The 22271-nt window shown below is 59.4% G+C and carries 21 protein-coding genes; 3 read left to right on the top strand and 18 right to left on the bottom strand.

Translation table 11 applies throughout. The annotated features are described in order from the left end of the window. Positions 1-110: 110 nt before the first annotated feature. On the top strand, positions 111-614 hold the full coding sequence (locus AC6H1L_RS13490) for a hypothetical protein (protein WP_497598010.1): 504 nt from the start codon (positions 111-113) through the stop codon (positions 612-614). A gap of 442 nt (positions 615-1056) precedes the next feature. On the opposite strand, the gene AC6H1L_RS13485 is transcribed toward AC6H1L_RS13490, so the two are convergent. Continuing rightward, positions 1057-1773, bottom strand: a complete 717-nt coding sequence (locus AC6H1L_RS13485) for an SRPBCC family protein (RefSeq protein ID WP_497598009.1) — start codon at positions 1771-1773, stop codon at positions 1057-1059. 667 nt (positions 1774-2440) lie between these two features. Here AC6H1L_RS13485 and AC6H1L_RS13480 point away from each other — a divergent pair. Further along, the gene (locus tag AC6H1L_RS13480; protein ID WP_497598008.1) at positions 2441-3778 is read left to right on the top strand and encodes a cation:proton antiporter; all 1338 of its coding nucleotides are present in this window, start codon (positions 2441-2443) and stop codon (positions 3776-3778) included. A 173-nt stretch (positions 3779-3951) separates the two neighbouring features. Here AC6H1L_RS13480 and AC6H1L_RS13475 read toward each other — a convergent pair whose 3' ends face one another. The 10 genes from AC6H1L_RS13475 to AC6H1L_RS13430 form a co-directional block, all read right to left on the bottom strand. Further along, complete coding sequence (locus tag AC6H1L_RS13475) at positions 3952-4500, bottom strand: hypothetical protein (protein ID WP_497598007.1); 549 nt, start codon at positions 4498-4500, stop codon at positions 3952-3954. A gap of 233 nt (positions 4501-4733) precedes the next feature. Next, on the bottom strand, positions 4734-5348 hold the full coding sequence (locus AC6H1L_RS13470; RefSeq protein ID WP_497598006.1) for an enoyl-CoA hydratase/isomerase family protein: 615 nt from the start codon (positions 5346-5348) through the stop codon (positions 4734-4736). A 268-nt stretch (positions 5349-5616) separates the two neighbouring features. Further along, complete coding sequence (locus tag AC6H1L_RS13465) at positions 5617-6426, bottom strand: enoyl-CoA hydratase/isomerase family protein (protein ID WP_497598005.1); 810 nt, start codon at positions 6424-6426, stop codon at positions 5617-5619. A gap of 15 nt (positions 6427-6441) precedes the next feature. After that, positions 6442-6675, bottom strand: coding sequence for a PaaD-like zinc ribbon domain-containing protein (locus AC6H1L_RS13460; RefSeq protein ID WP_497598004.1), 234 nt, complete (start codon positions 6673-6675; stop codon positions 6442-6444). After that, positions 6672-7478, bottom strand: coding sequence for a Phenylacetic acid catabolic protein (locus tag AC6H1L_RS13455; protein WP_497598003.1), 807 nt, complete (start codon positions 7476-7478; stop codon positions 6672-6674). Before AC6H1L_RS13455 ends, AC6H1L_RS13460 begins: the two co-directional genes overlap by 4 nt. A gap of 199 nt (positions 7479-7677) precedes the next feature. Further along, positions 7678-7920, bottom strand: a complete 243-nt coding sequence (locus tag AC6H1L_RS13450) for a hypothetical protein (RefSeq protein ID WP_497598002.1) — start codon at positions 7918-7920, stop codon at positions 7678-7680. Positions 7921-7952: 32 nt separating this feature from the next. Beyond that, positions 7953-8306: a metal-sulfur cluster assembly factor gene (locus AC6H1L_RS13445; protein ID WP_497598001.1), complete on the bottom strand. Its 354-nt coding sequence runs from the start codon at positions 8304-8306 to the stop codon at positions 7953-7955. Continuing rightward, entirely contained in the window at positions 8303-9262 is a 960-nt protein-coding gene (locus AC6H1L_RS13440) for a Phenylacetic acid catabolic protein (protein WP_497598000.1), read from the bottom strand. The genes AC6H1L_RS13445 and AC6H1L_RS13440 overlap by 4 nt, the downstream gene beginning before the upstream one ends. Positions 9263-9542: 280 nt before the next feature. Then, positions 9543-10835 carry a M16 family metallopeptidase gene (locus AC6H1L_RS13435; protein WP_497597999.1) on the bottom strand — a complete coding sequence of 431 codons (1293 nt, stop codon included), beginning with the start codon at positions 10833-10835 and terminating at the stop codon, positions 9543-9545. Positions 10836-11197: 362 nt separating this feature from the next. Beyond that, the gene (locus AC6H1L_RS13430) at positions 11198-11776 is read right to left on the bottom strand and encodes a hypothetical protein (RefSeq protein ID WP_497597998.1); all 579 of its coding nucleotides are present in this window, start codon (positions 11774-11776) and stop codon (positions 11198-11200) included. Positions 11777-11978: 202 nt separating this feature from the next. Here AC6H1L_RS13430 and AC6H1L_RS13425 point away from each other — a divergent pair, with 202 nt between their 5' ends. Continuing rightward, positions 11979-13151, top strand: a complete 1173-nt coding sequence (locus tag AC6H1L_RS13425; RefSeq protein WP_497597997.1) for an acyl-CoA dehydrogenase family protein — start codon at positions 11979-11981, stop codon at positions 13149-13151. Between the two features lie 326 nt (positions 13152-13477). Here the strand turns inward: AC6H1L_RS13425 and AC6H1L_RS13420 are convergent, their stop codons facing one another. From AC6H1L_RS13420 to AC6H1L_RS13390, 7 genes are all read right to left on the bottom strand, one after another. Beyond that, a complete protein-coding gene (locus AC6H1L_RS13420; protein ID WP_497597996.1) occupies positions 13478-13786 on the bottom strand; it encodes a winged helix-turn-helix domain-containing protein in 309 nt (102 codons plus the stop codon). Positions 13787-13944: 158 nt separating this feature from the next. After that, on the bottom strand, positions 13945-14742 hold the full coding sequence (locus AC6H1L_RS13415) for an HAD-IIA family hydrolase (protein ID WP_497597995.1): 798 nt from the start codon (positions 14740-14742) through the stop codon (positions 13945-13947). An 88-nt stretch (positions 14743-14830) separates the two neighbouring features. Then, complete coding sequence (dnaA, locus tag AC6H1L_RS13410) at positions 14831-16390, bottom strand: chromosomal replication initiator protein DnaA (protein WP_497597994.1); 1560 nt, start codon at positions 16388-16390, stop codon at positions 14831-14833. Continuing rightward, positions 16387-16785, bottom strand: coding sequence for a RidA family protein (locus AC6H1L_RS13405; protein ID WP_497597993.1), 399 nt, complete (start codon positions 16783-16785; stop codon positions 16387-16389). The genes dnaA and AC6H1L_RS13405 overlap by 4 nt, the downstream gene beginning before the upstream one ends. A 92-nt stretch (positions 16786-16877) precedes the next feature. Continuing rightward, a complete protein-coding gene (locus tag AC6H1L_RS13400) occupies positions 16878-17846 on the bottom strand; it encodes a protein kinase domain-containing protein (RefSeq protein WP_497597992.1) in 969 nt (322 codons plus the stop codon). A gap of 91 nt (positions 17847-17937) precedes the next feature. Then, positions 17938-19143, bottom strand: coding sequence for a TolB family protein (locus AC6H1L_RS13395; protein ID WP_497597991.1), 1206 nt, complete (start codon positions 19141-19143; stop codon positions 17938-17940). 406 nt (positions 19144-19549) lie between these two features. Further along, positions 19550-21676 (bottom strand): LCP family protein, encoded by a 2127-nt coding sequence (locus tag AC6H1L_RS13390; RefSeq protein WP_497597990.1) that lies wholly within the window; start codon positions 21674-21676, stop codon positions 19550-19552. Positions 21677-22271: the final 595 nt, after the last annotated feature.

Here is a 22271-nt window from a genome sequence, read left to right as displayed (position 1 = left end):
GCGGCGGCTGCGGTTGCTACTGCCTTCGCAGGTAACGCTGGCTGGCAGAGTGGCAAAATTTTCACCATAATATTACAACTGACTCAGCGTTGGGAGGTTCTTTCCCTTTGATGGACCTTGTAGCCTACCTTGTGCTGGATGTTCCCTTTATTCTGGTGGTCTATCTCGCCGTGCTGCTCTTTGTTCGCCCGGGACGTGTGCCGGCTCTGGCGGCTCTGCTCGGCGGCCTCGCGATGGCCGTCATCAATATGCTGGCTGATCTCCTGGCCTACTATCTCCACCTGTGGCATTATACGCTCTCCGGCCTGGTGCTCCATTTGCCTCTGCCTTTCTATATACCCGATGTCTTTATCTACGGAGGCATTGGCTACCTGGCGATCTGGATTCTCTGGCAGCGCTCTCGCTGGCAATGGGCGGCGATCGGGCTCCTGGTGGCTATCCCACTCGTACGTATGCTGTTCGATTATGCCCGCGCGGCAACAGCCAGCGGCTACATTGTGTGGGATAGTCCGCTAGCGAGCTTCGTCGATCTCATCCAGTACTTGATCGCCTTTTATCTGGGCTATCTGCTCTTTACGCTGTGCGTGCGTGCCTATCTCGGCCATCGCCAGTAAGCCGACCGGACCGGGCGCGGGCAGGCTGGCGCGGCGCGCAGGAAGACAGGATGTGGAAAGACTGATAGCGCTACCTCTCCGTGCGGCCCGACAAGCAGGGCGGCGACTGGGCTGGTGAGCCGGAGGGGAAAAGAACAGTCAGGCTCAATGAGAGAGCCTGACAGGGATAGCGGTGGGGCGGACAAGCAGGCAGCTCGCAAGCAAACATCCAGCGTTGGGAGAGAGAGAAGAGCAGCGCCCTCACACCGGTCTGTGCTTGCGGAGAGAAGAGAAGCGAGGCCTTGGCGAGTCAGGGAGCCTGGAGACGGGCGCGGGCAGCGATCGCATCCCATCCCTCTCGCCGGGTGTGACCTGGGCTGGTACAAGCGCCTCAACTGGCTTTGACGAAACTGGCGCCGGGCCCCGCTTCTATTGTGCGTGCCACCGGCAGCCTGCTGGCGGGCTAGCGCCGTGGCAGCTTGGTGCCTACCCAGACAAGCAAGAGCAGCGCCGCCAGCATAGCTGTACGACGGATCGCCTGGACCCAGCGCTCTTCTGCCTGCGGATCACCACCGCCGAGGTGGAGGCGGCGCACCAAAGTATGTAGCGGCGTTGCCGGACCACGCTGCAAGCCCGACTCACCAGCGGCGGCAGCTCTCGGCTGCCACGCTGGGGTCTGGCACTGGGCACCGGTGCGGTTCGCCTGTGCCGCCAGCTCAGCGCTTTCTTCGATCTCTGGGGGACGCATCACGCGGAGCTGATCGGCCAGTCCCAGGAAAAACTGCTGAATGAGCATCTTGGTCGTGCCACGCAGCACCGGTGTGGGCAGGAGGCCGGCCCGTCCCACGTTCAGTACGCCCTGGTAGGAGACCACGGTGTTATGTTCGCGTCGCAGCAGGCGTACCCAGCCCTCACCCCGCACTGGGCCGTGTCGGCTCTCGCCTTCAACGGTGATACGATAGCAGTGAGGGTACTCCTGATCTGAAATGGTGACGATCCCCTCATAGCTACCTCGCAGCGGCGCCTGCCTGACCACGAGCCTGATTGCGTAGCGATTCTCGCCGAGCGCCTCCAGGTGCTCGACTCCTGGCAGGGCCTGGCGCAGAATCTGCTGATCCATCAGGCATTTCCATACTTCTTCAGGAGTTGCCTGGAGTGTATAGGCTCCTTCAACGTCCATAGGATAATTCCTTAAAGATCAATAATTGCCGCCCTCATTATAGAAGAGGAGGCCGTCACTGACAAGCGGATGAGGGGGCTTTTATGAAACATCCTCGCTGCTCTCCTATGCTCTTCTTACCCTCTCCTTGCTTTTTCTTGTTTGGCACCCAGCAGAGGGGAGGAAGCTGATTCTGGTCCGTAGCCAGGGCACCGGTCCCCCCTTGCCAGCACGGGCGCTCTCATCTATACTAGAATGTGCAAGCGTCGGAAGCACAAATTGTGTTTCTCACTCACAGCTTGAGGAGTGCCGGGAAGCCTGGTCGGCCCGGCACTCCTCTTTTTTGTTGGTGAGCCACGTGAGCAACCCTGGCCTGCGCCGGGCACAACCGCAACAGGCTAGCTCCTCGCGCTCGCTTCTCACGGCTACAGGTCCCTTGACCTGGATAGAAGTCGTAGCGGACCGACAGGACCAGTCGGTCCGTCGATAGTTTAGTTACCTGTGCAGATCGGGCCTTGCTGCCGCAGGGCAACTTGTAGCGCGACGTCGGGCGGGAGATGGGACGCTGGGATGTCCAAGCGAGCAGCAACTGATCCTAACTCAGGAGTAAGCTGGCGCAAGGTGCGGGCCAGTCTCGCATGTTTGAGCGAGGTTCACAGTTAGCCAGGAGAAAGGGGGCCTGCTGAGGATGTCGATTCCTCTGGTGGAGAGCTACGTGATTCTTTTCCTGCTCGTTGCCCTGGCGACCATGCTGGTCGCACGCTGGATAGCCGTCCCCTATACGCTGGGCCTGGTGATTGTCGGGCTGCTCTTAAGCATGCTCCACCTGCTTCCCCCGTGGCAACTGGACCCTGAGCTAGTGCTCTTTGTTTTCCTGCCGGCCTTGCTCTTCGAAGGGGCCTGGTCGCTGAACTGGCAGTTACTCAAGCGCGAGTGGCGCAGTATCTTCTTTCTGGCCGGCCCCGGACTGCTGCTTTCACTCTGTCTGATCGCCGCTTTGCTCCATTGGCTGGAAGGACTCGACTGGGGGAATGCTTTCTTGCTGGCCGCCATTCTCTCGCCTACCGATCCGGTGGCAGTCTTGAGCCTCTTCCGTCAGCTTCACCTTGACGAACGGCTCTCGGTGATCATTGAGGGCGAAAGCCTGTTCAATGACGGCGTCGCGGGTGCGCTCTATCAGGTTTTCCTGGCGGTCGTCTTGCTGGCATCCTCTGCGGAAGCCGGCGGCTCCTCATCTGGCCTGCCAGCCCCCCTGTTGGGGCTGTTGCTCCTCCTGCTACAGGGCGGAGGCGCCGCCCTCTTAGGGCTACTTGGTGGCTGGTTGCTCTGCCAGATCTTGCGTCGTATCGATGATGCCCTCAGCGAAGTCTGCATCACGCTTATCGCCGCCTACGGCCTCTACTTGCTGGCTGATCGGCTCCATCTCTCGGCCATCATTACGGTGATCGTGGCTGGTTTGCTTGTGGGAAACTATGGGCGCCAGGCTGGCATGTCGGCAACCACACGCGCCGCGGTCGACGCTTTTTGGAGCGTTGTCGCTTTTATCGCCAATGCTCTGCTCTTCCTCTTAGTCGGCGTTCAACTGAATCCGCTCGCCCTGCCCCCGTTGCCAGGGGGAACCGGGCCCAGTGTGCTGAGGGCAACTCTCGCCATTGGTGCTGTGCTAGTGGCGCGTCTCTTCCTGGTGCTATTGCTGGCCGCTCGCTCGTGGCTGACCATCCCTGGGCGCATGGGCAAGCTTCCCCTCGCCTGGCAACTGGTGATCTTCTGGGGGGGCCTGCGGGGTGCACTCTCGCTGGCGCTGGCCTTAGCTCTGCCCTTGACTCTACCACAGCGTCCGCTGATCCTGGTCTCGACCGGCGCTGTTGTCCTCTTTACCCTGCTCGTCCAGGGTCTCAGCATGCGCTGGCTCTTGCTCCAGCTTCACTCTTCTTTACGTGATCCCTATGCCGGCCCCGACTCAGAACAACAGCCGCCTGCCGCGAGCGATCAACCAGCAGCCGAGCCAGCGTCGGAAGGCCCGTGAGGTTCCTGGTCAGACGCTGGCTCTCTCCACCGTCTGACCGGGCCACGGCCCCGATTTCACGGCCAGCGCAGAGAGCGGTCAGGTCGAGCCAGCAGGTCACACTTACCAGCGAGGCAGGTGAAGGGAGCAGACCTCACTTGACCCGCTGGCTCGTTTGGCTTATCAGCGCTCGCTTACTCGACAGCAACGGTAAAGGAAAACCGCATGATATACTGCGGGCAGAGCTGATGCGGCTGACAGAGCGGACGCGCAATGAAGACGACTTCGCTCTGCCCACTGCCCTGGGCTACATAGCGCCAGATACAGGCGTGCGCCTGCTGGGAGGCGTAGCCTGCCGGCTGCTGCAGCTCCAGCACTCCTTGAGAGCCTGCCGGTGTCTCCCAGCGCTGGCCAAAGGGCAGCTCAAACACCACGAGCGTTCCCCGATGCACAGTGATCGTCTGTCCGTTCTGAGTGTTTCTCACGATCACCGCCTGCTCGGGCAAGGTCTCAGCGACCACGGCATCGCTGGGACAGCCATGACTGGTGCCATATCCCTTAACGGTTGTGGCGGTAGGTGTCGCTGCGCTCTTTATCGGCGTGGGGGTCGACTGACTTGCCCCGCCGCTCGTCGCGGCGTTGGTACCACAGGCACCCAGCCCTACGAGCAGCGCCACTAAGGCAGGCACAATGACAAGCCACCATGAGCGGCACCGAATACCATAAAGCTTGCTACGACGCATACACAATCTCCTTACGCCCAACAATCTCCTCGTTGCTCAGCTCGCTAGGGCAGTTCCGCAGAGGCTGCTGCCTTCATGAAAAAAACGTTGCCATTGCTTCAAAAGTTCCCACGGCCAGAGAGAGCACCAGGAAGAGGTGGAGAGGCCGGCTATGGGGTCTACGACATGAGTTTTGCTCGCCATATCAGCGCGCTGGGAATTCTGGGGACGATAGCTTTGCGGGGCGACGGCTCTCACGAGCGTGGCTGGCGCCGGCCCAGCGTTGCCAGCATCACTAGCAGCTCTTCGGCGTCTTTGAGGAAGCGCCGCGCCGGCAATACCTGATGCACCAGACCAAGACGGAAAGCCTCAGGTGCTTTGAGCATTTCTCCCGTCAGAATCAGACGCATGGTGGCCTGGTAGCCAATCAGAGCGGGGAAGTAGGTCGCAGCTACCGGCGGGAAGACTCCGAGGGTTACTTCAGGCAGGCCAAAGATGGCATCTTCATGGGCGATGACGGTATCACAGAGGGCTGCTAGCTCACAGCCTCCACCCAGCGCATAACCTTTGACTAAAGCCACCGTCGGAATGCCCTGACGGCGTAGCTCTTCAAAGGCCGCGCAATTGTCATAGACGGCGCGCAGCATCTCGCGTTCACGCCCATCCAGATGATCACGAATGTCCACCCCGGCGCTAAAGGCTCGCTCACCTGCCCCCGTGATCACAAGCAGGCGGGGCGCTTTCTGCGCCGCGGCTCGCATGGCACGCGTGATCTCATCCAGCGTGGCAATCGTCAAAATATTGAGCGGAGGGCGATCCAAAATGAGCCAGAGTACGCCGTCACGCTCCCGCAGATGGATCTCCGCCATAGCAGTTCCTTGCAGCTAGCTCTCTCTGTCGCAAAGAAGATCTTGGGCCAGAGCTGACCAATATTGTAGCACTAGCTCGCTGGGAGCGTAAAGCGACAACCGTGGGGACAGCACACCAACGACAAGTAGAGAACCACGCTCGTGCGCGCCGCGCTGTCGCTGTCATGCCATCCCCACGCTTCCCAGAACCGATTACATCGCTGAGCTGAGCTGTTTTGGTCGGTTATCTGGCAAGGGCGAGAAGGAAGCAAGTAGCTTCGTTGCTTGCTCAGCGCCCTGTGAAATGTTTCTCCTGGCGCTTCTCCACATAGGCGGCCAGGCCTTCCTTGGCGTCCTCGCTCTGGAAACAGAGTTGCTGCAGCTCCCTCTCCAGAGCCAGGCCTTCGGCCAGCGCCACCTCAGCGCCCGACTGCACGGCCCGCTTGATGCGTCCGACTGTGCGCGAGGCGCTATTGGGCGGACAGAAGCGTCGGGCGTAGGCCATCACTTGCTCCCAGTAATTGTCGGACTCATAGATATAATTGACAAGGCCCAGCTCCTGAGCTTCCTCAAAGCTGATCAGCTTGCCCTCGGTCATCAGCTCGATGGCCTTGTTCTTCGGTAGGGCCCGGGCCAGACGCTGCGTCCCGCCGGTGCCCGGCAGCACGCCAAGCGAGACCTCCGGTAGCCCGATCTTGCCTGCGTTGCGGCGGGCGATACGGATATCGCAGGCCAAGGCGATCTCCAGGCCGCCACCTACTGTGTGGCCATTGAGGGCTGCAATCACCAGCTTGGGGGTCTGCTCCAGCCGCAGCAGAGTTTCATTGGCATGGAGACAGAAATAGTATTTGTAGGTCGGCGAGACGGAATTGAGCATGCTGATATCCGCTCCAGCACAGAAGAAGCGCTCGCCCGCCCCGCGCAAGACCAGTACATGCACGTTTTCATCAAAACGCGCCTGCAGGATGGCCTCATCGAGCTGGCGCATCATCTCATAGCTATAGGTATTGGCTGGCGGATTCGTCAGCTCAATGATGGCTACCCCGTCGCTCACGCTATAGTTGACTAGCGTTCGCTCGCGCTCTGTCGTCGTCGTCATCGCTGCTCTTCCTTTCTACTCTTCAGGCGCAGACAGCTTCGCCTGCGCGTCTTCAAGAACATCATCGCCTTTGATGTACTCAAATGGCGTATGGCATCTGTTACAATAATACTGCGCTGTCAATAACTGCTGACCAAAGAGAGAGAACAGCTCAGTCTCTGTTGAGCCGCAGAAAGGACAGCGCGGGCGCTCGCGCTGGGGAGAGCGCTCTCCCAGGTGTGCAGATGCGGGATCAGGGGCCTCGCTCATGGCCGATTCTCCCTTTCCTCTCTCTCTGCCTGGGGGCCAGTGGGAGTCAGGCGCCGGCTCTCGGCCTCCCAGCGTTCCCAGGGCAGCGCTCGCTCCGGTAGCCAGCACTTGCGTTCGGGGTCGAACCGGGCGGGCATTTCAATGGCCAGGCCCTCTAGCAGAGGCATCACGCGCTGGAGGTAGCGGCGGCGCAGCTCTGCCGGCGGGGCATCAATAAAGCCTTCGCGATAGAGCCTCCCCATCACCGGATCATCATCGGGACCAAACCAGCAGAGCGTTTCTTCCCACAGACGTTGCAGCGAAGCGATCAGGGCCTGGCGAACTGCGCCGCCCGCCTTCGCCAGACGCCGTACCCAGCCTTCGGCATGCGCCCGATGGACCTGCTCCTCTTGTACAATTTTGCGCGCACGCTGCCGGAGTGGCTCATAGGCCGACTGCTGTGCGGCCTCGAAAAACGTCGTCAAAGCCCCATCCAGCAGGAAATTTGTGGCCACAAAATCGGACCAACTGGCGAATTCACGGTCGAGAAAGGCCACGTGGTAGCGCAACGTCCGCGTCTCAGGAGCTACCTGACGCGGGTCCGTCGCGGCCTGAGCAAAGTCCTCTAGGAGCGGGTAGAGCGTGCGCGCGTGGCCGATTTCGTCCTGAGTCATCGCCGCGGCGGCCACCGCCGCCTCCAGAGCAGGCGCTCCATTGGCCCAGTAGGCATAACGCCGCCCCATCGCCTGCTTATTGTCCGCCAGCGACGCCAGGACCGCGAAAAGCGCCGCATTATCGATGCGGGCCGCAGCAGTACCAGTCATAATAGCAAGCTCCCTCTATCTTCTTTGAGCAGCCGAGAAGGTAGTCGCAGCCGCCATTGGCCTGGCAGCGCGCTGCAGGCGACCATCCTGCCTGTTCAGCCCAGGCCAGCATCTGGTCGTCGCGGCTGAGAGACCGCTCCTGGACCGCACAGCTCATCAGGCTATAAAGAAGGCCTGGCGCGCTCCCAGAACGGGCGGGTCAAGGGGCAATCACGGTCACTATGCAGTCGCGTGGCACCAACACCATTTCGATCCAGGGAAACTCATCGTAGATGCTGCGCGCATAGACCCGAGCCAGCTCCACATCGTCGGCCACGACATTGCCGATCTCGTGCAACGGCTCATCGTACTTGCGCCGCGCATAGACATGCCACACACGCCGCTCGTTGAGCGCCTCACGTCGGGGCTGGCTACCGCCCATACTGGCCTCGGTTCCCGCCATGCTCGGGCCCGGCGCCTCGCTGTTTATCCTCTTCATGCCGAGATCCCCCAGGTACGCATCAGCTCGATGCCTTCTTCGCTCAGACGCTCCTTGCTCCACACAGGGTCCCAGACCACTTCGATGCGCACCTCACGCACTCCCGGTTCGCGCAAGAGGCGCGCCCGGATATCGTCTATAATGAACTCCATCGCGGGGCAACCCAGGGCTGTGAAGGTGAGCTTGACGTCAACGACGCCATCGCACTGCTTCAGATCGACAATGAGCCCCATGTCGACGACGCTAATCGGGATCTCTGGATCGGTCACCTCGCGCAGAGCATCCCAGAGCGCCGGACAACTGGGATCGTCGGCAGGATGCGTACGCAGCGATGGATAGACCGCTGTCATAGCTCTGGCTCCTGCTCCAACAGACGGAGCATCTCGCGCTTGCCTCGCTGAATCAGGCCGACAAACTCTTCATTAGCAGGACCGCGCGCCTTCCAGCGCTTGAGGACATCGTCCCAACTGCAGGGGCCTTCTTCCAGCAGCCAGCGCTTGGCTTTGGCATCGAAATGCGCCGGGAAGGGACAGTCAAGGACGTACTTTTGTTGCTCCGGGTCGTAGTGCGCCGGGACCTTCAGTTGCAGCTCTTCGCAGAGCGGCACCGCCGTCGACATCCAGATTTGACGTAGTTCGTCATTGGTGTGCCCTTTAAAACCGTATTCCAGTTGCTCGCTGTGCTTCTTGAGATCATCGGGTAGGCCAAACCATTCAACGGTTAGTAAGAACATCCAGTCGACAGCGCGCTGTAGCTGCTCGTGGCCTTCCGGCGTGGCGTTGAGACGCCTCATCCACTGCTCACCGTGGCGCAGATGAAAGGTCTCTTCTTTGTCTACCTTCACTAGTGCCCGCTTCCACGGCCCGAAGGTCGTGCTATGGTAGATGTCGCTGAGCAGCACATAGCCAGCCCGATCATAGAAGGCATTGGCCACAATTAGCTCTACCCAGCTATCAAGCGGCACATCAAAAGCATAGGGGTACTTGAACTGGCGCGGGTCGCGCTCAAAGATGAGCTGCTCGGTATCAACGCCCAGGTCGCGCAACAGACGATAGGCGATGTGGGCGTGCCCCAGCTCGTCCTGGATGATGGCGACGGCTGAGCCAAAGGCGTTCAAGGTGGGGGCATGAACGGCAGCATGATAGTAGGCAGGCGCGCTGATAAGCTCGGTGTCGGCAGAGACCGTCAGGATACGCTTGATCCCCTCCAGATAGAGTGGACTCATGTGCTCTACCGACTCGACGAGCTGCTGCCTGCGGATGCGATTCAAAAGAGCTTCTTCGCTCTGTAAGGCTGGTGCGACCATAGCTGTTGCTCCTTGCTCTTGGAACGAAACCTTTCCCGGCCCCCTCGTGATGCCTCGCCGCCAGCTCCAGAGCACGGCTCACAGCCCACCAGCCCAACCAGTTACTTCACCAGAGACTGGCCAGGCGCAGGCCGCCGCCAACTGTTCCCCAAGGGGAGCCAGGCTTCTTTGCTTCCAGCCATATATCCATATGGACATATCAAATTGTACGCTGAGGAGAGGGCGAAGTCAAGATGGCGCTAGCATCCTCAGCAGTCAGAGCACCGTGCCCAGATGCAGATCAGGCGAAGGGGAGCAGGTTGCCAACCAGCTCGTCGCGGCTGAGCGGGCCAATAGCGGCCACCGTCAACGGCTCCAGTGGGGAGAACTCGCGCAACACGCGCATGATCTGCTCAGCGGTGACGGCGTCGATTGCTTCCTTGACCTCATGGGGCGTACGCAGGCGGCGCTCATACCACCATGAGCGAGCATTAGCGCTCATACGAGCGCCCGACCCCTCACTACGCATGATGTGCTCACTCTTGAGCTGCACACGGGCGCGCTCTAGCTCGTCCTCAGTCAGGCCCTCCTCGCGCAGACGCTGCAACTCATTCAGGATAACGGCCAGGCACTCGTGTCCTTGCTCGGGCGTTGTGCCAGCGTAGATGCGCAAGGCACCAATGGCCTTATTGCTGCTCAGCCCTGCAGAAACGCTATAGACCAGGCCGCGCTTTTCGCGGACCTCGACAAAGAGCCGCGAGGCCATATTGCCGCCAAGGGCCTCACTGATGATTTGCGCCGCATAATAGTCGGGATGGGTATAGTTCGGAAAGGGAACCATCAGTCCCAGATGCTCTTGTTTCCCCTCTTGATGTTCCAGGACAACGGTGTTAGAGGGGCGTGGATGCTGTTCCGGTGAGGGACTGGCCGCTCCCTGCCAGTCGCCAAAGAGCCTCTCCACCTTGGCGACTACCTGATCCCAGTCGAAGTTACCCGCGATCGAGAGCAGGGCGTTGTTGGGGCGGTAGCGGTCCTGCCAGAAGCTTACCAGGTCCTCTTGTCGAAGCGCACGGACACTCTCGGCAGTTCCATAAATTTGGCGTCCCAGAGCACTGCCGGCGTAGAAATGCGCGCGGGCCAGATCAAAGATGCGGCTCATCGGCTCGTCGTCGCGTCGCCGAATCTCCTGCAGAATAATATTGCGCATCTGTTCTAACTCATCGCGCGGAAAGGTGGGCATCAGCAGCACTTCATGGAAGAGATCCAGCGTGGCATCGAGCTTGGTATTGACAATCTGGGCCCAGACCTGCGTTGTCTCCAGGGTCGTGCTTGTTCCTTTACGCGCCCCCAACGATTCAAAAGCCTCATTCAGCGTGCGAGCATCTTTTTCCCTGGTTCCCTGAAATAGCATATACTCGAAGAGATGGGCCAAGCCGCTCTTGTCTTCAGGCTCGTGAATGACGGCTGCATCGAGCTGAAAGCCAAAGGTCACCGATCGCAGGCTGGGCATATATTGCCCGATGACTTCCAGGCCATTAGGCAGGCGATGATAGAAGAAGTCCGGTGGCAACTGCAGATCTTGTTGACTGTCCATAGAGAAGCAACTTTCCTTTCCGATTTCCCAGGCTAGCTTAGCTTAGGGGAGTCAGTGAGTGATTTATCTGCGCGCATTATTTACACTACAGCCAGTATATCATAACAGCTCTGGGCCGTCGCTCAGCCCGTCTGGTGCCAGCTTCTTCCTTCTGCGCCGACCTGCCCCTCCTGCAAGCGAGCAGCAGAGCCAGCGCGGGACCTGGGGACAGCCCAGGACGAGCGGACATGGCGAAACAAGCGCGGCTTTGGTCTCGGCTGCGAGCCTCGTCGTTCGTCAGTTCGCTTGCTCGCTGCGCTCTCGGCTCTCTCTGCGGACCCACGCCATCGCTTCCTGCCTTTCGCTCCGCCGCTCTACACTGGTCATGGCTGATAAGGATGGGCTGAATGGATCTCGGGCAGCGGTCTGGTGGCTCCGTGTTCATAGAGCACAAGCAGGTACCAGCCGAGAGTAGCGAGTAGAGGCAGCAGGCTCAGTCTGCTGGCTGCCGGCTCGATGGTGAGTACACCACTCATGCGCAGATGAGGGAGACAAATGAGCTGATTGAAATGCAGGAGAGGACGGTCAGTCAGGTCCTGCCACTCCCAACAGGGGCCGGCTAGCGTTCCTCCCGCAGCGTGCTCTTTACGGACGCGACTCCAACGATAGAGGGGGCCGCGCAGGCCAATGAGCACGCCATCGCGACTCCATAGCTGGGGTTCAAAAACGGCCAGCTCCTCGCCGTGCTCATCGCCCTGCCGGACCGCTACCTGCGGCAGCCAGAGGCCGCGGCGCTCAAAGTAAAAGCGTCCTTCGGCCACCTCGGCCAGGGCTGGGGTCTCTGCGAGTCGCAGAAAGCTGATGAGCGCCAGTGTCTCTTCTCCCGCCTGCAGTTGATGGCGGCGGAGTGTTCCCTCGCGCCAATGCAAGGGATGATCAGCACACTCACGAATCGCACGCATAAGCCACTCCTTTCTTGCCTTCATGAGCTTGGACGCTCTAGGCCTACTATTCAGGTCAGGTAGACTCGCAGCCAGCAAGGGAGAGGCAGCCGGCGAGGACGGGGCCCCTCTTCTCGCTGATGCGCCCCCTCCACGTGCTATAATCTTGGCCAGAGCCATCCTACGATGGAGTGTCTCTTTAGTGCGCGACAAGGAGGCCAGCGTGGATTTTTCCCTGACAGAGGAGCAGAAGCTGATTCAGCAGACCGTGCGCCAGTTCGTTGAGCGGGAACTCATACCGCTGGAGCATGAGGTGCTGCGCAATGAAGGGCGCTACCCCACGGGCATCGAGCCGGAGCGCTACCGGGCTTTGCAGCTCAAGGCTAAGGAGCTGGGCTTTTGGGGCATCAATACGCCGGAGGAGTATGGCGGCGCTAACCTGGGGTCAGTGATGACCGCGCTCATTCAGATGGAGCTGGGACGCACGATCGTCCCTTTCAGCTTCGGAGGTAGCGTCGACAATATTCTGCTGCACTATAGTACCGAGAAGCAAAAGCAAGAATATGTTATTCCTGTGATCGAGGGGAAACGCATTTCGTGCTTTGCCTTGACTGAGCCGGGCGCCGGTTCCGACCCTTCAGCGATCCGCACGACCGCCGTCAAGGACGGCGATCACTGGGTGATCAACGGCCAAAAGGTTTTCATCACCCACGGCAATGAGGCCGATTTCGCTATGGTTTTCGCCGTTACCGATCGTGAGAAGCCTCCGCAGAAGGGTGGCGTGACTTGCTTCCTGGTAGATCGCGCTATGGGCTGGACCTCGCGCCCGATCCCTACAATGGGCGGATGGTCGCCAGCCGAGCTGTTTTTTGATAATGTGCGCGTCCCTGAAGATCACGTGCTGGGAGAGGTCGGTCAGGGCTTCTCGTTGGGTATGCAGTGGATTGGTCAGGGGCGCTGGCTGATCGCCGCTCGTGCTGTCGGTACCGCTGAGCGCTTGCTGCAGATGGCCATCGATTATGCGCGCCAGCGGGTGACCTTTGGTAAGCCGATTGCTGAACGCCAGGCTATTCAGTGGATGCTGGCCGACTCGGCGGTAGAGATCCAGGCTACAAAGTGGCTGACGTTGCACGCCGCCTGGAAGGCCGATCAGGGACTCGATAACCGCTACGAAGCCAGTATCGCCAAGCTCTACGGTTCGAATATGGTCAATCGAGTGGTTGACCGCGCCCTGCAGATCCACGGCGGTATGGGCTACACCAAGGAGCTGCCTATCGAACGTTGGTATCGCGATGTGCGTGTGACACGCATTTATGAGGGGACGGACGAGATCCAGCACTATATTATCGCTCGCGCCCTGCTGAAAGGCTATGTCCGCCTCGGCACCTGGGACTAGCCTGCTCCGCTCTGATTCTTAGCCACCCCCAGCCGAGCCAGCTTCCACCTCAGGTGCACCCAGATCGTCAGGAAAGAGAGATCAGCTCGTGGTGCAGAGCCAGTCTGGCCAGGCCTGACTGATCCCTCTTTCTTGCTTATTGAGCATTTGTCGTTCAGATAATTTCAAACCTCTAATCTCCAAAATAGTCGCTATCTATCTTTTTCAAGACATAGCGTGTTTCTTCGGTGACGCCCACGCCGTGATCGATCATTAACTGCGCCATTTGCTCACCGTCGATTAAGACAATGCTCAGATTATCGACGCTGCGGGCATAACTCTGGGCCTCATTCGAGTAAGTATGAGACGTCCAGAGCGGGAGGGTGCTCCTCCAGGACCTTTCTGCCGCGCTCAGTAATGCGGAAACGCGCGCGGCCCGCGCTGGCAAGCAACTGCGCTTTCTGCAGATAGGTCCGGGCCCAGGAAAGGCGGTTCCAGAACCTGGTTTGTTTGCCGCTGGGCAGCGGCTCATTACGCTCAGCCTCAGTGAGGCCAAAGCGCCGGGCTACCACTTCAGCGGCCTCGGTTAGCGTATGCTCTTGCCCATCGCTGGCCAGCTCCAGCAAGGGCCAGAAAAACTCTTGAAAATTTGGCACAGCCATGATCTTTCTCGGCAGAGCAGCATTGTCAAAGCGGTATCATTATAGCATAGATAGCCCATCGCTTATCTCGTCAAAAAAGAGCAGGATCTCCGCGCGGTGGAGATCCTGGCAACCTGACCAATATGACCGCAGAGGGGTCTAGCGCTGTCAGATCAGGACTTCACTTGCTGCAACTGGCGCAACAGATCGGCCAGATCTTCATAAACGTGCTCGGGCTTGATCGGCGAAACCTCGATATCGGCGCGATTGTTGCGGCCTGAGAGCACCAGGATTGTATGCGTACCGGCGGCCTGGCCAGCCAGAATGTCCACATCCAGGCCATCGCCGATCATCGCGGTCTCCTCTGGCTTACTGCCCAGACGCTCCATCGCCTCTAGCAAGAGCATGGGCTCCGGCTTCCCCACAACCTCCGGCGTCACACCGGTACCGGCCTCGATAGCTGCCGCCAGGGTTCCGCACCCCGGTAGAAAGCCGCCACCCGCAATCGGTAGCAAGGGATCGCGATTGATTGTAATAAAGAGGGCCCCGGCCAGCACGATGCGCACCGCGCAGGTCAGCTTGCTATAGTCGAAAAAGCGATCCAGCCCCACGAGCACCACATCGGCCTCTTCTGCATCGACCTCCACCACCGTCAGACCATACTCCTGCGCCAGTTCGACAAGCGGCTGCTCGCCCACGATATAGACACGCGCCCCAGGCAATCGGCGAGCGATATTCTGCATGGCCGCCTGGCCAGCGCTCATCAAGTGCTCGGGCGTCGCCGGGATACCCAGACGCTCCAGCTTCGCCAGAATCTGCGAGCCGGTAGCGAACGAGTTATTCGTTAAAAAGATGTACTTCTTACCGGTGGCCTCTAGCCACTGCACAAACTCGCGCGCGCCCGGCAGTAGCTCATTTCCACGGTAAACCACGCCGTCCAAATCGATCAGGTAGGTCGTATAAGGCAGCATATACCTTTTCCCACAACGTTCGGCAAAGCACAAGCAAGGATGACGGTCAGAACAAGCAAGCAAGCAAGCACCTGGCGAGAGCATTCGCCTAGCGCGGCAGCAGTAGCTCACGGATTGCGACCACATCGCGGCGCAAGGCGGGATCGAGTTGAATGGCCCGCTCGATCTTCTCGCAGGCGTGCAACACGGTACTATGGTCGCGTCCACCGAAGAGCTGGCCGATCTCCAACAGCGAGAGCTGGGTCTCCTGGCGGATCAGGTACATAGCAATCTGGCGCGGGATCACAACCTGTTTATCGCGCTGCTTACCGCACATGGCCTCTAGCGGAATACGGAAGTAATCGGCCACTGCCTGGGCAATCTGCCGGCCACTGAGCTGGACCTCGCGCGGCCCATTGCCCAGAGACGACATAGCGGCTCGCGCTACATCAAGCGTCAGCTCCGTGCGGTGCAGCTGCTGATAGGCCATCAGGCGATTGAGGCAGCCCTCTAGTTCACGAATGTTCGTCTGGACACGACTGGCGATATAGGCGATGACCTCATCTGGTACCGGATAATGCAGCATATCGGCCTTTACGCGCAGAATCGCCATGCGTGTTTCAAGATCGGGCGGTTGAATATCGGCGATCAGTCCCCACTCGAAGCGCGAGCGCAGTCGCTCCTCCAGGCTCACAATGGCCTTGGGAGGGCGGTCGCTGCAGATGACAATCTGCTTACTCATCTCGTAGAGACTGTTAAAGGTATGAAAAAACTCCTCCTCTGTCGACTCCTTGCCGGCGATAAACTGGATATCATCGACCAGCAGGATATCGACGGAGCGATACTTGGCGCGGAACTCCTCGGTAGTGCGATAGCGGATTGCATTGATGATCTCGTTCGTGAACTGCTCGGATGAGACATAGAGCACGGTCAGGCCAGCCTGGGCGCCTTTATGGCCAATAGCATGCAACAGATGCGTTTTTCCCAGGCCGACCCCTCCATACAAGAAGAGCGGATTGTAAGCCTCGCCGGGCGCTTCTGCCACGGCATACGAAGCGGCATGGGCCAGGCGATTACTATTGCCCACGATAAAGGCATCGAAGGTATAGCGCGGGTTCAGACGATTCGGCAGTGCTCCCACGCTCTCCTGCTCCCAGGAAGGCCCTCCGCCAGCCAGTGACTCCGGCAGCCGGGTCCCACGCGGCCCATGCGCAGGCGACTTGCTAGGCAGATCATAATCGTAGTAGGGAGAAGGAGGAGTAATAGAGTCATCTCTGCTGTAGCGAGCGACAAACATCTCCGTCGTTGACTGGCGATCCTCCATAGCGGCCATCTCCAACTCCTCATCGGCGCGAGCTTCCTGGGGAGCACCATCCGCCGTCACCACCCTGAGCGTCACCGGCTGCTGAACCAGCTCGGTCAGCGCCTGCTCGATGGCAGACTGCCACTGCTGCTGAATCAGGGCGCAGGCGAAAGCATCGGGGACCAGGAGCCAGAAAGAGAGCGCCCGCGTCTCCGTTGCCGCGATCAGCGGTTCACCTGCGGGCGTGGAAGCAACAGGCATCAGCCGGGCAGTGCGCAGCCAGACTCTGGCGACAATGTCGACAGGAAACTGCTCCAGGCGCTGGAGCGCCTTGTGCCAGAGCATGGCGGGATTCACGGGGATCACTCTCCCGCCTGATCCTCGGCGAGCGCAACACACTCGATCTCGACCAGGGCCTGACGCGGGAGCTCGGCCACCGCCACTGTCGAGCGAGCCGGGGCCGGCTCACCAAAGTAGGTAGCGTAGACCGCATTCATGGCCTGGAAATCGCTCATGCGTGTCAGAAAAACGGTCGTCTTGACGACCCGAGAGAGAGAGCTACCGGCGGCCTCTAACACAGCCTGCAGATTCTGCAGTACCCGATGCGTCTGGGCCGCCACATCGTCGCCGACCAGCTCGCCGCTGGCTGGATCAAGCGCAATCTGGCCAGAGGTATAGATGAACTGGCCACAGCGGATCGCCTGGCTATACGGTCCAATGGCAGCAGGTGCGCTAGCAGTACTAATCTTTGTTCGCTCCATAGGGCAATTCCGACAGCGGGCGCCTGAGCGGCGCCCCTCCTTCTCTTCCAGGTTCTCTTCTAAGAGTATGATACTGATGGGGCCAATCCGCTTCACAGGTACTGGCCCCGTTGGGGTGGGAACAGAGGGCCAGCGCCGCCAGCCGGAGCCGCCAGACCCTGCCAGGGAGAGGCCACAGCGGGATGTCCCTGCTGCACCAGCTCACGTAAGCAGGATCGCAACGCCTGCTGCAGCTCAAGGGCCGAGTGGAAGCGCTCCTCCGGCTCCTTCTCCAGGGCGCGCATGACCACGCGCTCAACGCTTACCGGCAGCGAGGGATTGAACTGGCGCAGGAGCGGGGGATTGGTAGAGGCATGTTGCATAGCGATCGAGACCGCGGTTGGCCCTACGAACGGCGGACGCCCGGCCAGCATTTCAAAGAGGACCACGCCAAGCGAGTACAGGTCAGAGGAAGCCGTCAGCGTCTCGCCGCGGGCCTGCTCTGGCGACAGATAGTCCGCCGTGCCAAGGACAATGCCGCTATTCGTCAGCCCGGCATCCTCTGCTACGCGCACAATCCCGAAATCTGTCAGCTTGACCCAGAGGCCACTGCTCAAATCATGGGAGAGCGGCGTTATGCCATTCCAGGTCAGCATAATATTTTGGGGTTTAATATCGCGGTGGATAAAGCCGCGCGCGTGGGCCACCTGCAGTACTGCGCAGACCTGGCAGGCGATTTCAAAGGCTTCACGCACCTGCAGACGGCGGCGCTGCGTAATCAACTGCTTGAGCGTCGGACCCTGGATGTACTCCATCACCAGGAAATACTGTCCCCCCTCCTCCACAAAATCGTAGATGGTGACCGCATTGGGATGGGCCAGGGCCGCCGCCGCGCGCGCTTCCCGGCGGAAGCGTTCCACGGCGCGCAGATCATTTTTATCGAGCGAGCGCAGCACCTTGATCGCCACAATGCGCTCTACACGATGGTCCCAGGTCTTGAAGACGCTGGCCATGCCACCGGTGGCTATGTGCTCGCGAATCTCGTAACGTCCCGCGATGAGAGTGCCTTCCAGTTGACTCAATGCTCTACCTCAGATCCCCCGGCAAGGTGATATCAAAGGATCGTTATTTGTTCCCAGTATAGTGCGCAGGGTAAGTATATCATCAAAACACTCATGCCGTCCAGGATGGGTGAGAATCGCCATCGACGCCACCGCTGGTGAGCTGGATCGGACTGCCAGCGGGACTGTAGGTCTTGGTTTTCTGATTGTAATTGAGCTTGAGCAGCCAGAGGTTAAACTCTTGGTTGGAGTAGAAAAAGTAGGCGATGGCCTTCCCATCTGGCGACCATACAGGTTGGCTGACAAACTGTCCTTTGACGAGCAGCTTGGATTGCTGGTAAGGCAAGAGGGCCTGCTTTTCAACCGTTGGATCGTTTGGGTTCGTCGTAACTCCTTCCGGCGTCGGCATGACATAGAGGCCCATCTGTCCATCCTTCTCGCGCCGAATGTAGGCAATAGTGTTGCCATCGGGCGAAAAGGCCGGCTGTAGACACTGCGCATCGGGCGGTGTGATGGCAATCCCTGGATCGAAGCCTGGCAGCCCGGGATAGTAGGTGCCATGAGGCTTGCGCGAAATCTCGTTCGGGTCCTCCATGAAGAGCTGAATCACTTGCTGCGTGCGTGTACTATCGTAGGCGTAGTGGGTATAAATAATCTGGTCGGGATGACCTGGGCGGAAACTGGGATCGCTGTCTCCGCCGTCGCCGACATAGGCGTAGGCTACATCTTTGACTGCATTATAGTTGTTCGGCTCATCGATCGACATCTCGTAGATCTGCAGGTCGAGCACTGGCGCATCATAGTGCGTGTACTGATACCAGTCCTCCTTTTGGAAATCGCTCAGAAAGAGCAGATGTTTGCTGTCTGGCGCCCAGCGTGGCTGGGCATTCCACTTGAAATCGTCTTTAGGCACATCCAGGCCGGGCACAAAGTAGTAGTGACCATTGCCGTCCAGGAGCATATGCCACGGCCCACCGTTGACCGACATGTACTCGATATTGGAATAGTTCTTGAAGCGCACTGTAAAGGCGATCCACTTACCATCGGGCGAAACAGCTGGGTCGCTCACTGTCTGGCCCTTGGTGAGCTGCTTCAGGCTATTGGTCGCTCCGTCCAGCACCCACAGGTTATGATCGATGGTCAGGTAAATCTTCCCTTTGAAGATGTTGGGATTCTGGTTGACTCCTACTTGTCGATTTCCGACGGTGGTCTGTTTGAAGCTACTGCCGCTGCCCCCAAACCAGAGACAGCCTTGTAGTAGGACCACCAGGCATGAGAGTAAGATACCCAGGCGCCAGGAATTGCTGTGCTTCTTCATAGCTCTTCTTCTTTTCTCTGGACCGCTCGCTCGGCTCGTATGCTCGCTAGGTCGGTAGGCGGGTGGTAGTGATACTACGCAGTAGGACTCTGCCGATGGTGTCCGCGGCGGGCGGGTACAGGGAAAGTTTCGCTTCTTCTGACGCGCGTTGGAAGCCCTCTGGATTGGTCTGCTCTTCTCCCTCGCGCAGCCAGCCAGCTAGCTAGCTCTTGCCGCTCTTCCCTCTCTGCCCAGCCCCCCAGACGGACACCATTCTCTCTCACTTTAGAGAATCGCTACAACGCTTCGCCTCGTCTCGTCCGTTCGCCAGACAAGACTACCATGGCCCGCACCACGATAAAGCAGACGTCCCATCTACCTAAGCTAAGACCAAGGCTGGATCTCTTGCAGCCGCCTGTCGCCCAAACTAGACTTTCGCCGCATCCAACGATTCAAAGACAACAGCCAACATCAAATCAAGCAAACTGCGCATACCCAGAAGATTATCACCGCTGCCACCTTGCAGGCTCATCAGGCCAAGATTAGCCATTTGGCCAGCCGTTGAGAGAGGGCTAGCGCTCTGAGCATTTGGAGCGGCAGTCAAGGAGGACTGAACTGCCGAGGAAGCGTGGCCTGTCTGCCCTGTCGCCTGAGCAACCGCCGATGACGACGTCGTGTCAGCCGTACCGATATTGCACTGAGCCTTATCCCCCAGAGCAAACATCTTCGCTATCACGGGTAGCAGCGCATCACAGTTGGGAATCTCCACATCGACCGACTGGCCATTGCGCGTCACAGTCGCGGCGTGAGAATAGGGAGGGCCAAGCGTTACACGCTGCACGCTCGCCGTATTGATGGTGCGAGCGAAATTCATCAGCTCCAGCACCTGAGTCAAGGTGAGATCGGTCTTGACGTAGCCGTTGAGATCCTGGGCAATCTCCTGCAGCTTACCGAAAATCTCAGGATTATCAAGCTTATTCTTCAGCTGAGTGAGCACCTGCTGCTGACGGGCCGAGCGGCCAAAGTCACCGACCAGGTCAGCATGACGCGAGCGCACATATTCCAGCGCCTGAAGGCCGGTCAAATGCTGTGGTCCCGGCGCAATATAGAGGCGCTTGTAGGCATGAATATCACCAGTCGTATTGCCGACGTCATCGGGATAGGTATCATCGGTAATCGGGTGCATGACATCGACATCGACGCCGCCGACCGTGTCGATCACTTTGACGAAGCCATCGAGGCCAACCCAGGCATAGTAATCAATAGGGATACCGAAATCGGCATGGATCGTAGCGCGCGAAAGAGCCACACCGCCATAGCCATAAGCCTCATCCAGCTTGCCCATCCCGACCCCAGGGATCGGCAGCCAGAAGTCACGCGGGATCGAGAGCATACCCACGCTATGGGTGGCCGGATCAATGGTCACGACAATATCCGTCTGGGCGATATAGTGGCCGGCGAACTTCTCGTCGGTATCGCTGCCGAGCAAGAGAATATTGAAGCGCCCCCCACTCAAGATAGAGCCACCGTTATTGTTCCGCGTGGAGTCGGAGCCGCTATCGCCGCGCAGGCGTGGCACCTGCTGGCCAACGATATTATTGACGGTGCCAGCGAAGGCATAGTAGTAGTAGGCCACCGCGGCGCCCGTGAGCAGGAAAATAACCAGACAGACAGCGGCAACGATCCGCGCCCAGAGCGGGAAGCGACGGCGGCGGGTCTGCCCCTTCCTGGCGGTGCGCGGCAACGATGGGCTGGCCGAAGCAGCCGCATGCTGAGGCATCTGCTGAGGTGGAACGCCCCAGCCGCCAGGAGCAGGCCAGTCAACGCCTGGCGTGGGACCTATGGCCGGCTGGCTCCCCCCAAAGCCCGGCAGAGACACAGGGTGAGTGGTCACCGGTGTCATAGGAGGTGCGGTGACAGCCCCTTCCATAGCCAGTGGTCCAGTCCCCGGGGTTGCCCCCAATCCCTGACCCTGGCCCATATAGCTCATCATCGCCGGTGCCGAACCACCACCGGCCAGCGCCGAGCCCGACTCTACCCCCGCAGGCCCGATGCCACTACTCCCAGCAGTACCCGGCCAGGGTCCAAGGCCCGGAGAGCTGAGTGGACCACCAGAGGCATTGGCAGGCAACAGCGGCTGAGCCGGTCCCTGCTTCAACAAATCTGGTAAGCGATTTAAAGGTACATTGGCATCCGTCTGATGCGAAGAAACCTGATTGAACGAGAAGGGCGGCAGGCCCTGCTGAGAAAGTGGCAGAGGCAGATCGCCGGTTCCATGCGACGACTGGTCAGCAGGCGTTGCCAGAGGCGAGGGCGTCGCAGGTCCAGGAATACCGGGCAGAGAGAGCATCGGCGGCCCTCCCTTCGGATTCTTCTGCCAGAGGCCCGAACCTGTTGACCGCGTTGCAGTCGGTCCCGCCTGCTGATCCTGCGCCGTGGCTTCTCCCCCCATTTGCTCGCCGCCCGGCGACCACAGACCCGACTGAGGCTCCTGCTCAACAGGCTCATTGAGAATCTGAGCCGGATTCTTGATAAACTGGCGTTTCGCAGTCATTCAACTCACTTCCTGACAACTTCCTAGCAGCGAGCCTTATGAGCACGCGTAAAAACACTTTGCGCGCTCTACGCTTATTTGCTCTAAAGTCAGTTTTACTCCGTACAGGAGCCCTGTGATTAACCCGGCCCTGCCACCACCACCTCGTGTTTTCCTCTCAGCTGCCTAGCAGTTAGCAGCAGTGATCTTGCCTGCTAGTTGTTGGCTTGCCTGTTCTCGCAGCAAGTTAGAAGCTTACTCTTCGCCAGAAGAGAGCTGCCCGTCTTTCGTACTGACAAGTACAACGTTTCAGCAAGCCGCTTTCCATGACAATCACAAAATATGGCTATCCTGAAGGATAGCAATAGCAGGCTGGCAAAGGGAAGGCACGTATCTAGCCTGTTATGGTATGTGTGTAGAGTTCCCGCAGCGAACGAGCAAGCTGATCAGCGGCAGCAACCGCTCACGCCTGACGTACCTACTGCCTGCTGGTTGGACCCCACCGCAGCAGCATCGACCCATCCGAGAAAGGAGCCGCTCCCGGCAGCCAGCTAGCCAGCCAGAGAGCGAGGTAGAGAGTACAGCGGCGCCTGCCTGGTAGGCAAGCACTCGCGCT

The organism is Thermogemmatispora argillosa (assembly GCF_059696725.1).
The sequence above is the reverse complement of the archived record's forward strand: the minus strand, read 5'-3'. Positions and strand labels throughout refer to the sequence as shown.

Coding starts and splice junctions, on each gene's coding strand:
- AC6H1L_RS13465 (WP_497598005.1), bottom strand. CDS start 6,426: ATGACGACGACGACAGAGCGCGAGCGAACGCTAGTCAACTATAGCGTG.
- AC6H1L_RS13440 (WP_497598000.1), bottom strand. CDS start 9,262: ATGGTCGCACCAGCCTTACAGAGCGAAGAAGCTCTTTTGAATCGCATC.
- AC6H1L_RS13415 (WP_497597995.1), bottom strand. CDS start 14,742: ATGCTGCCTTATACGACCTACCTGATCGATTTGGACGGCGTGGTTTAC.
- AC6H1L_RS13475 (WP_497598007.1), bottom strand. CDS start 4,500: ATGCGTCGTAGCAAGCTTTATGGTATTCGGTGCCGCTCATGGTGGCTT.
- AC6H1L_RS13435 (WP_497597999.1), bottom strand. CDS start 10,835: ATGGACAGTCAACAAGATCTGCAGTTGCCACCGGACTTCTTCTATCAT.
- AC6H1L_RS13405 (WP_497597993.1), bottom strand. CDS start 16,785: ATGGAGCGAACAAAGATTAGTACTGCTAGCGCACCTGCTGCCATTGGA.
- AC6H1L_RS13390 (WP_497597990.1), bottom strand. CDS start 21,676: ATGACTGCGAAACGCCAGTTTATCAAGAATCCGGCTCAGATTCTCAAT.
- AC6H1L_RS13450 (WP_497598002.1), bottom strand. CDS start 7,920: ATGGCGGGAACCGAGGCCAGTATGGGCGGTAGCCAGCCCCGACGTGAG.
- AC6H1L_RS13460 (WP_497598004.1), bottom strand. CDS start 6,675: ATGAGCGAGGCCCCTGATCCCGCATCTGCACACCTGGGAGAGCGCTCT.
- AC6H1L_RS13445 (WP_497598001.1), bottom strand. CDS start 8,306: ATGACAGCGGTCTATCCATCGCTGCGTACGCATCCTGCCGACGATCCC.
- AC6H1L_RS13485 (WP_497598009.1), bottom strand. CDS start 1,773: ATGGACGTTGAAGGAGCCTATACACTCCAGGCAACTCCTGAAGAAGTA.
- AC6H1L_RS13395 (WP_497597991.1), bottom strand. CDS start 19,143: ATGAAGAAGCACAGCAATTCCTGGCGCCTGGGTATCTTACTCTCATGC.
- AC6H1L_RS13480 (WP_497598008.1), top strand. CDS start 2,441: ATGTCGATTCCTCTGGTGGAGAGCTACGTGATTCTTTTCCTGCTCGTT.
- AC6H1L_RS13430 (WP_497597998.1), bottom strand. CDS start 11,776: ATGCGTGCGATTCGTGAGTGTGCTGATCATCCCTTGCATTGGCGCGAG.
- AC6H1L_RS13455 (WP_497598003.1), bottom strand. CDS start 7,478: ATGACTGGTACTGCTGCGGCCCGCATCGATAATGCGGCGCTTTTCGCG.
- AC6H1L_RS13490 (WP_497598010.1), top strand. CDS start 111: ATGGACCTTGTAGCCTACCTTGTGCTGGATGTTCCCTTTATTCTGGTG.
- AC6H1L_RS13470 (WP_497598006.1), bottom strand. CDS start 5,348: ATGGCGGAGATCCATCTGCGGGAGCGTGACGGCGTACTCTGGCTCATT.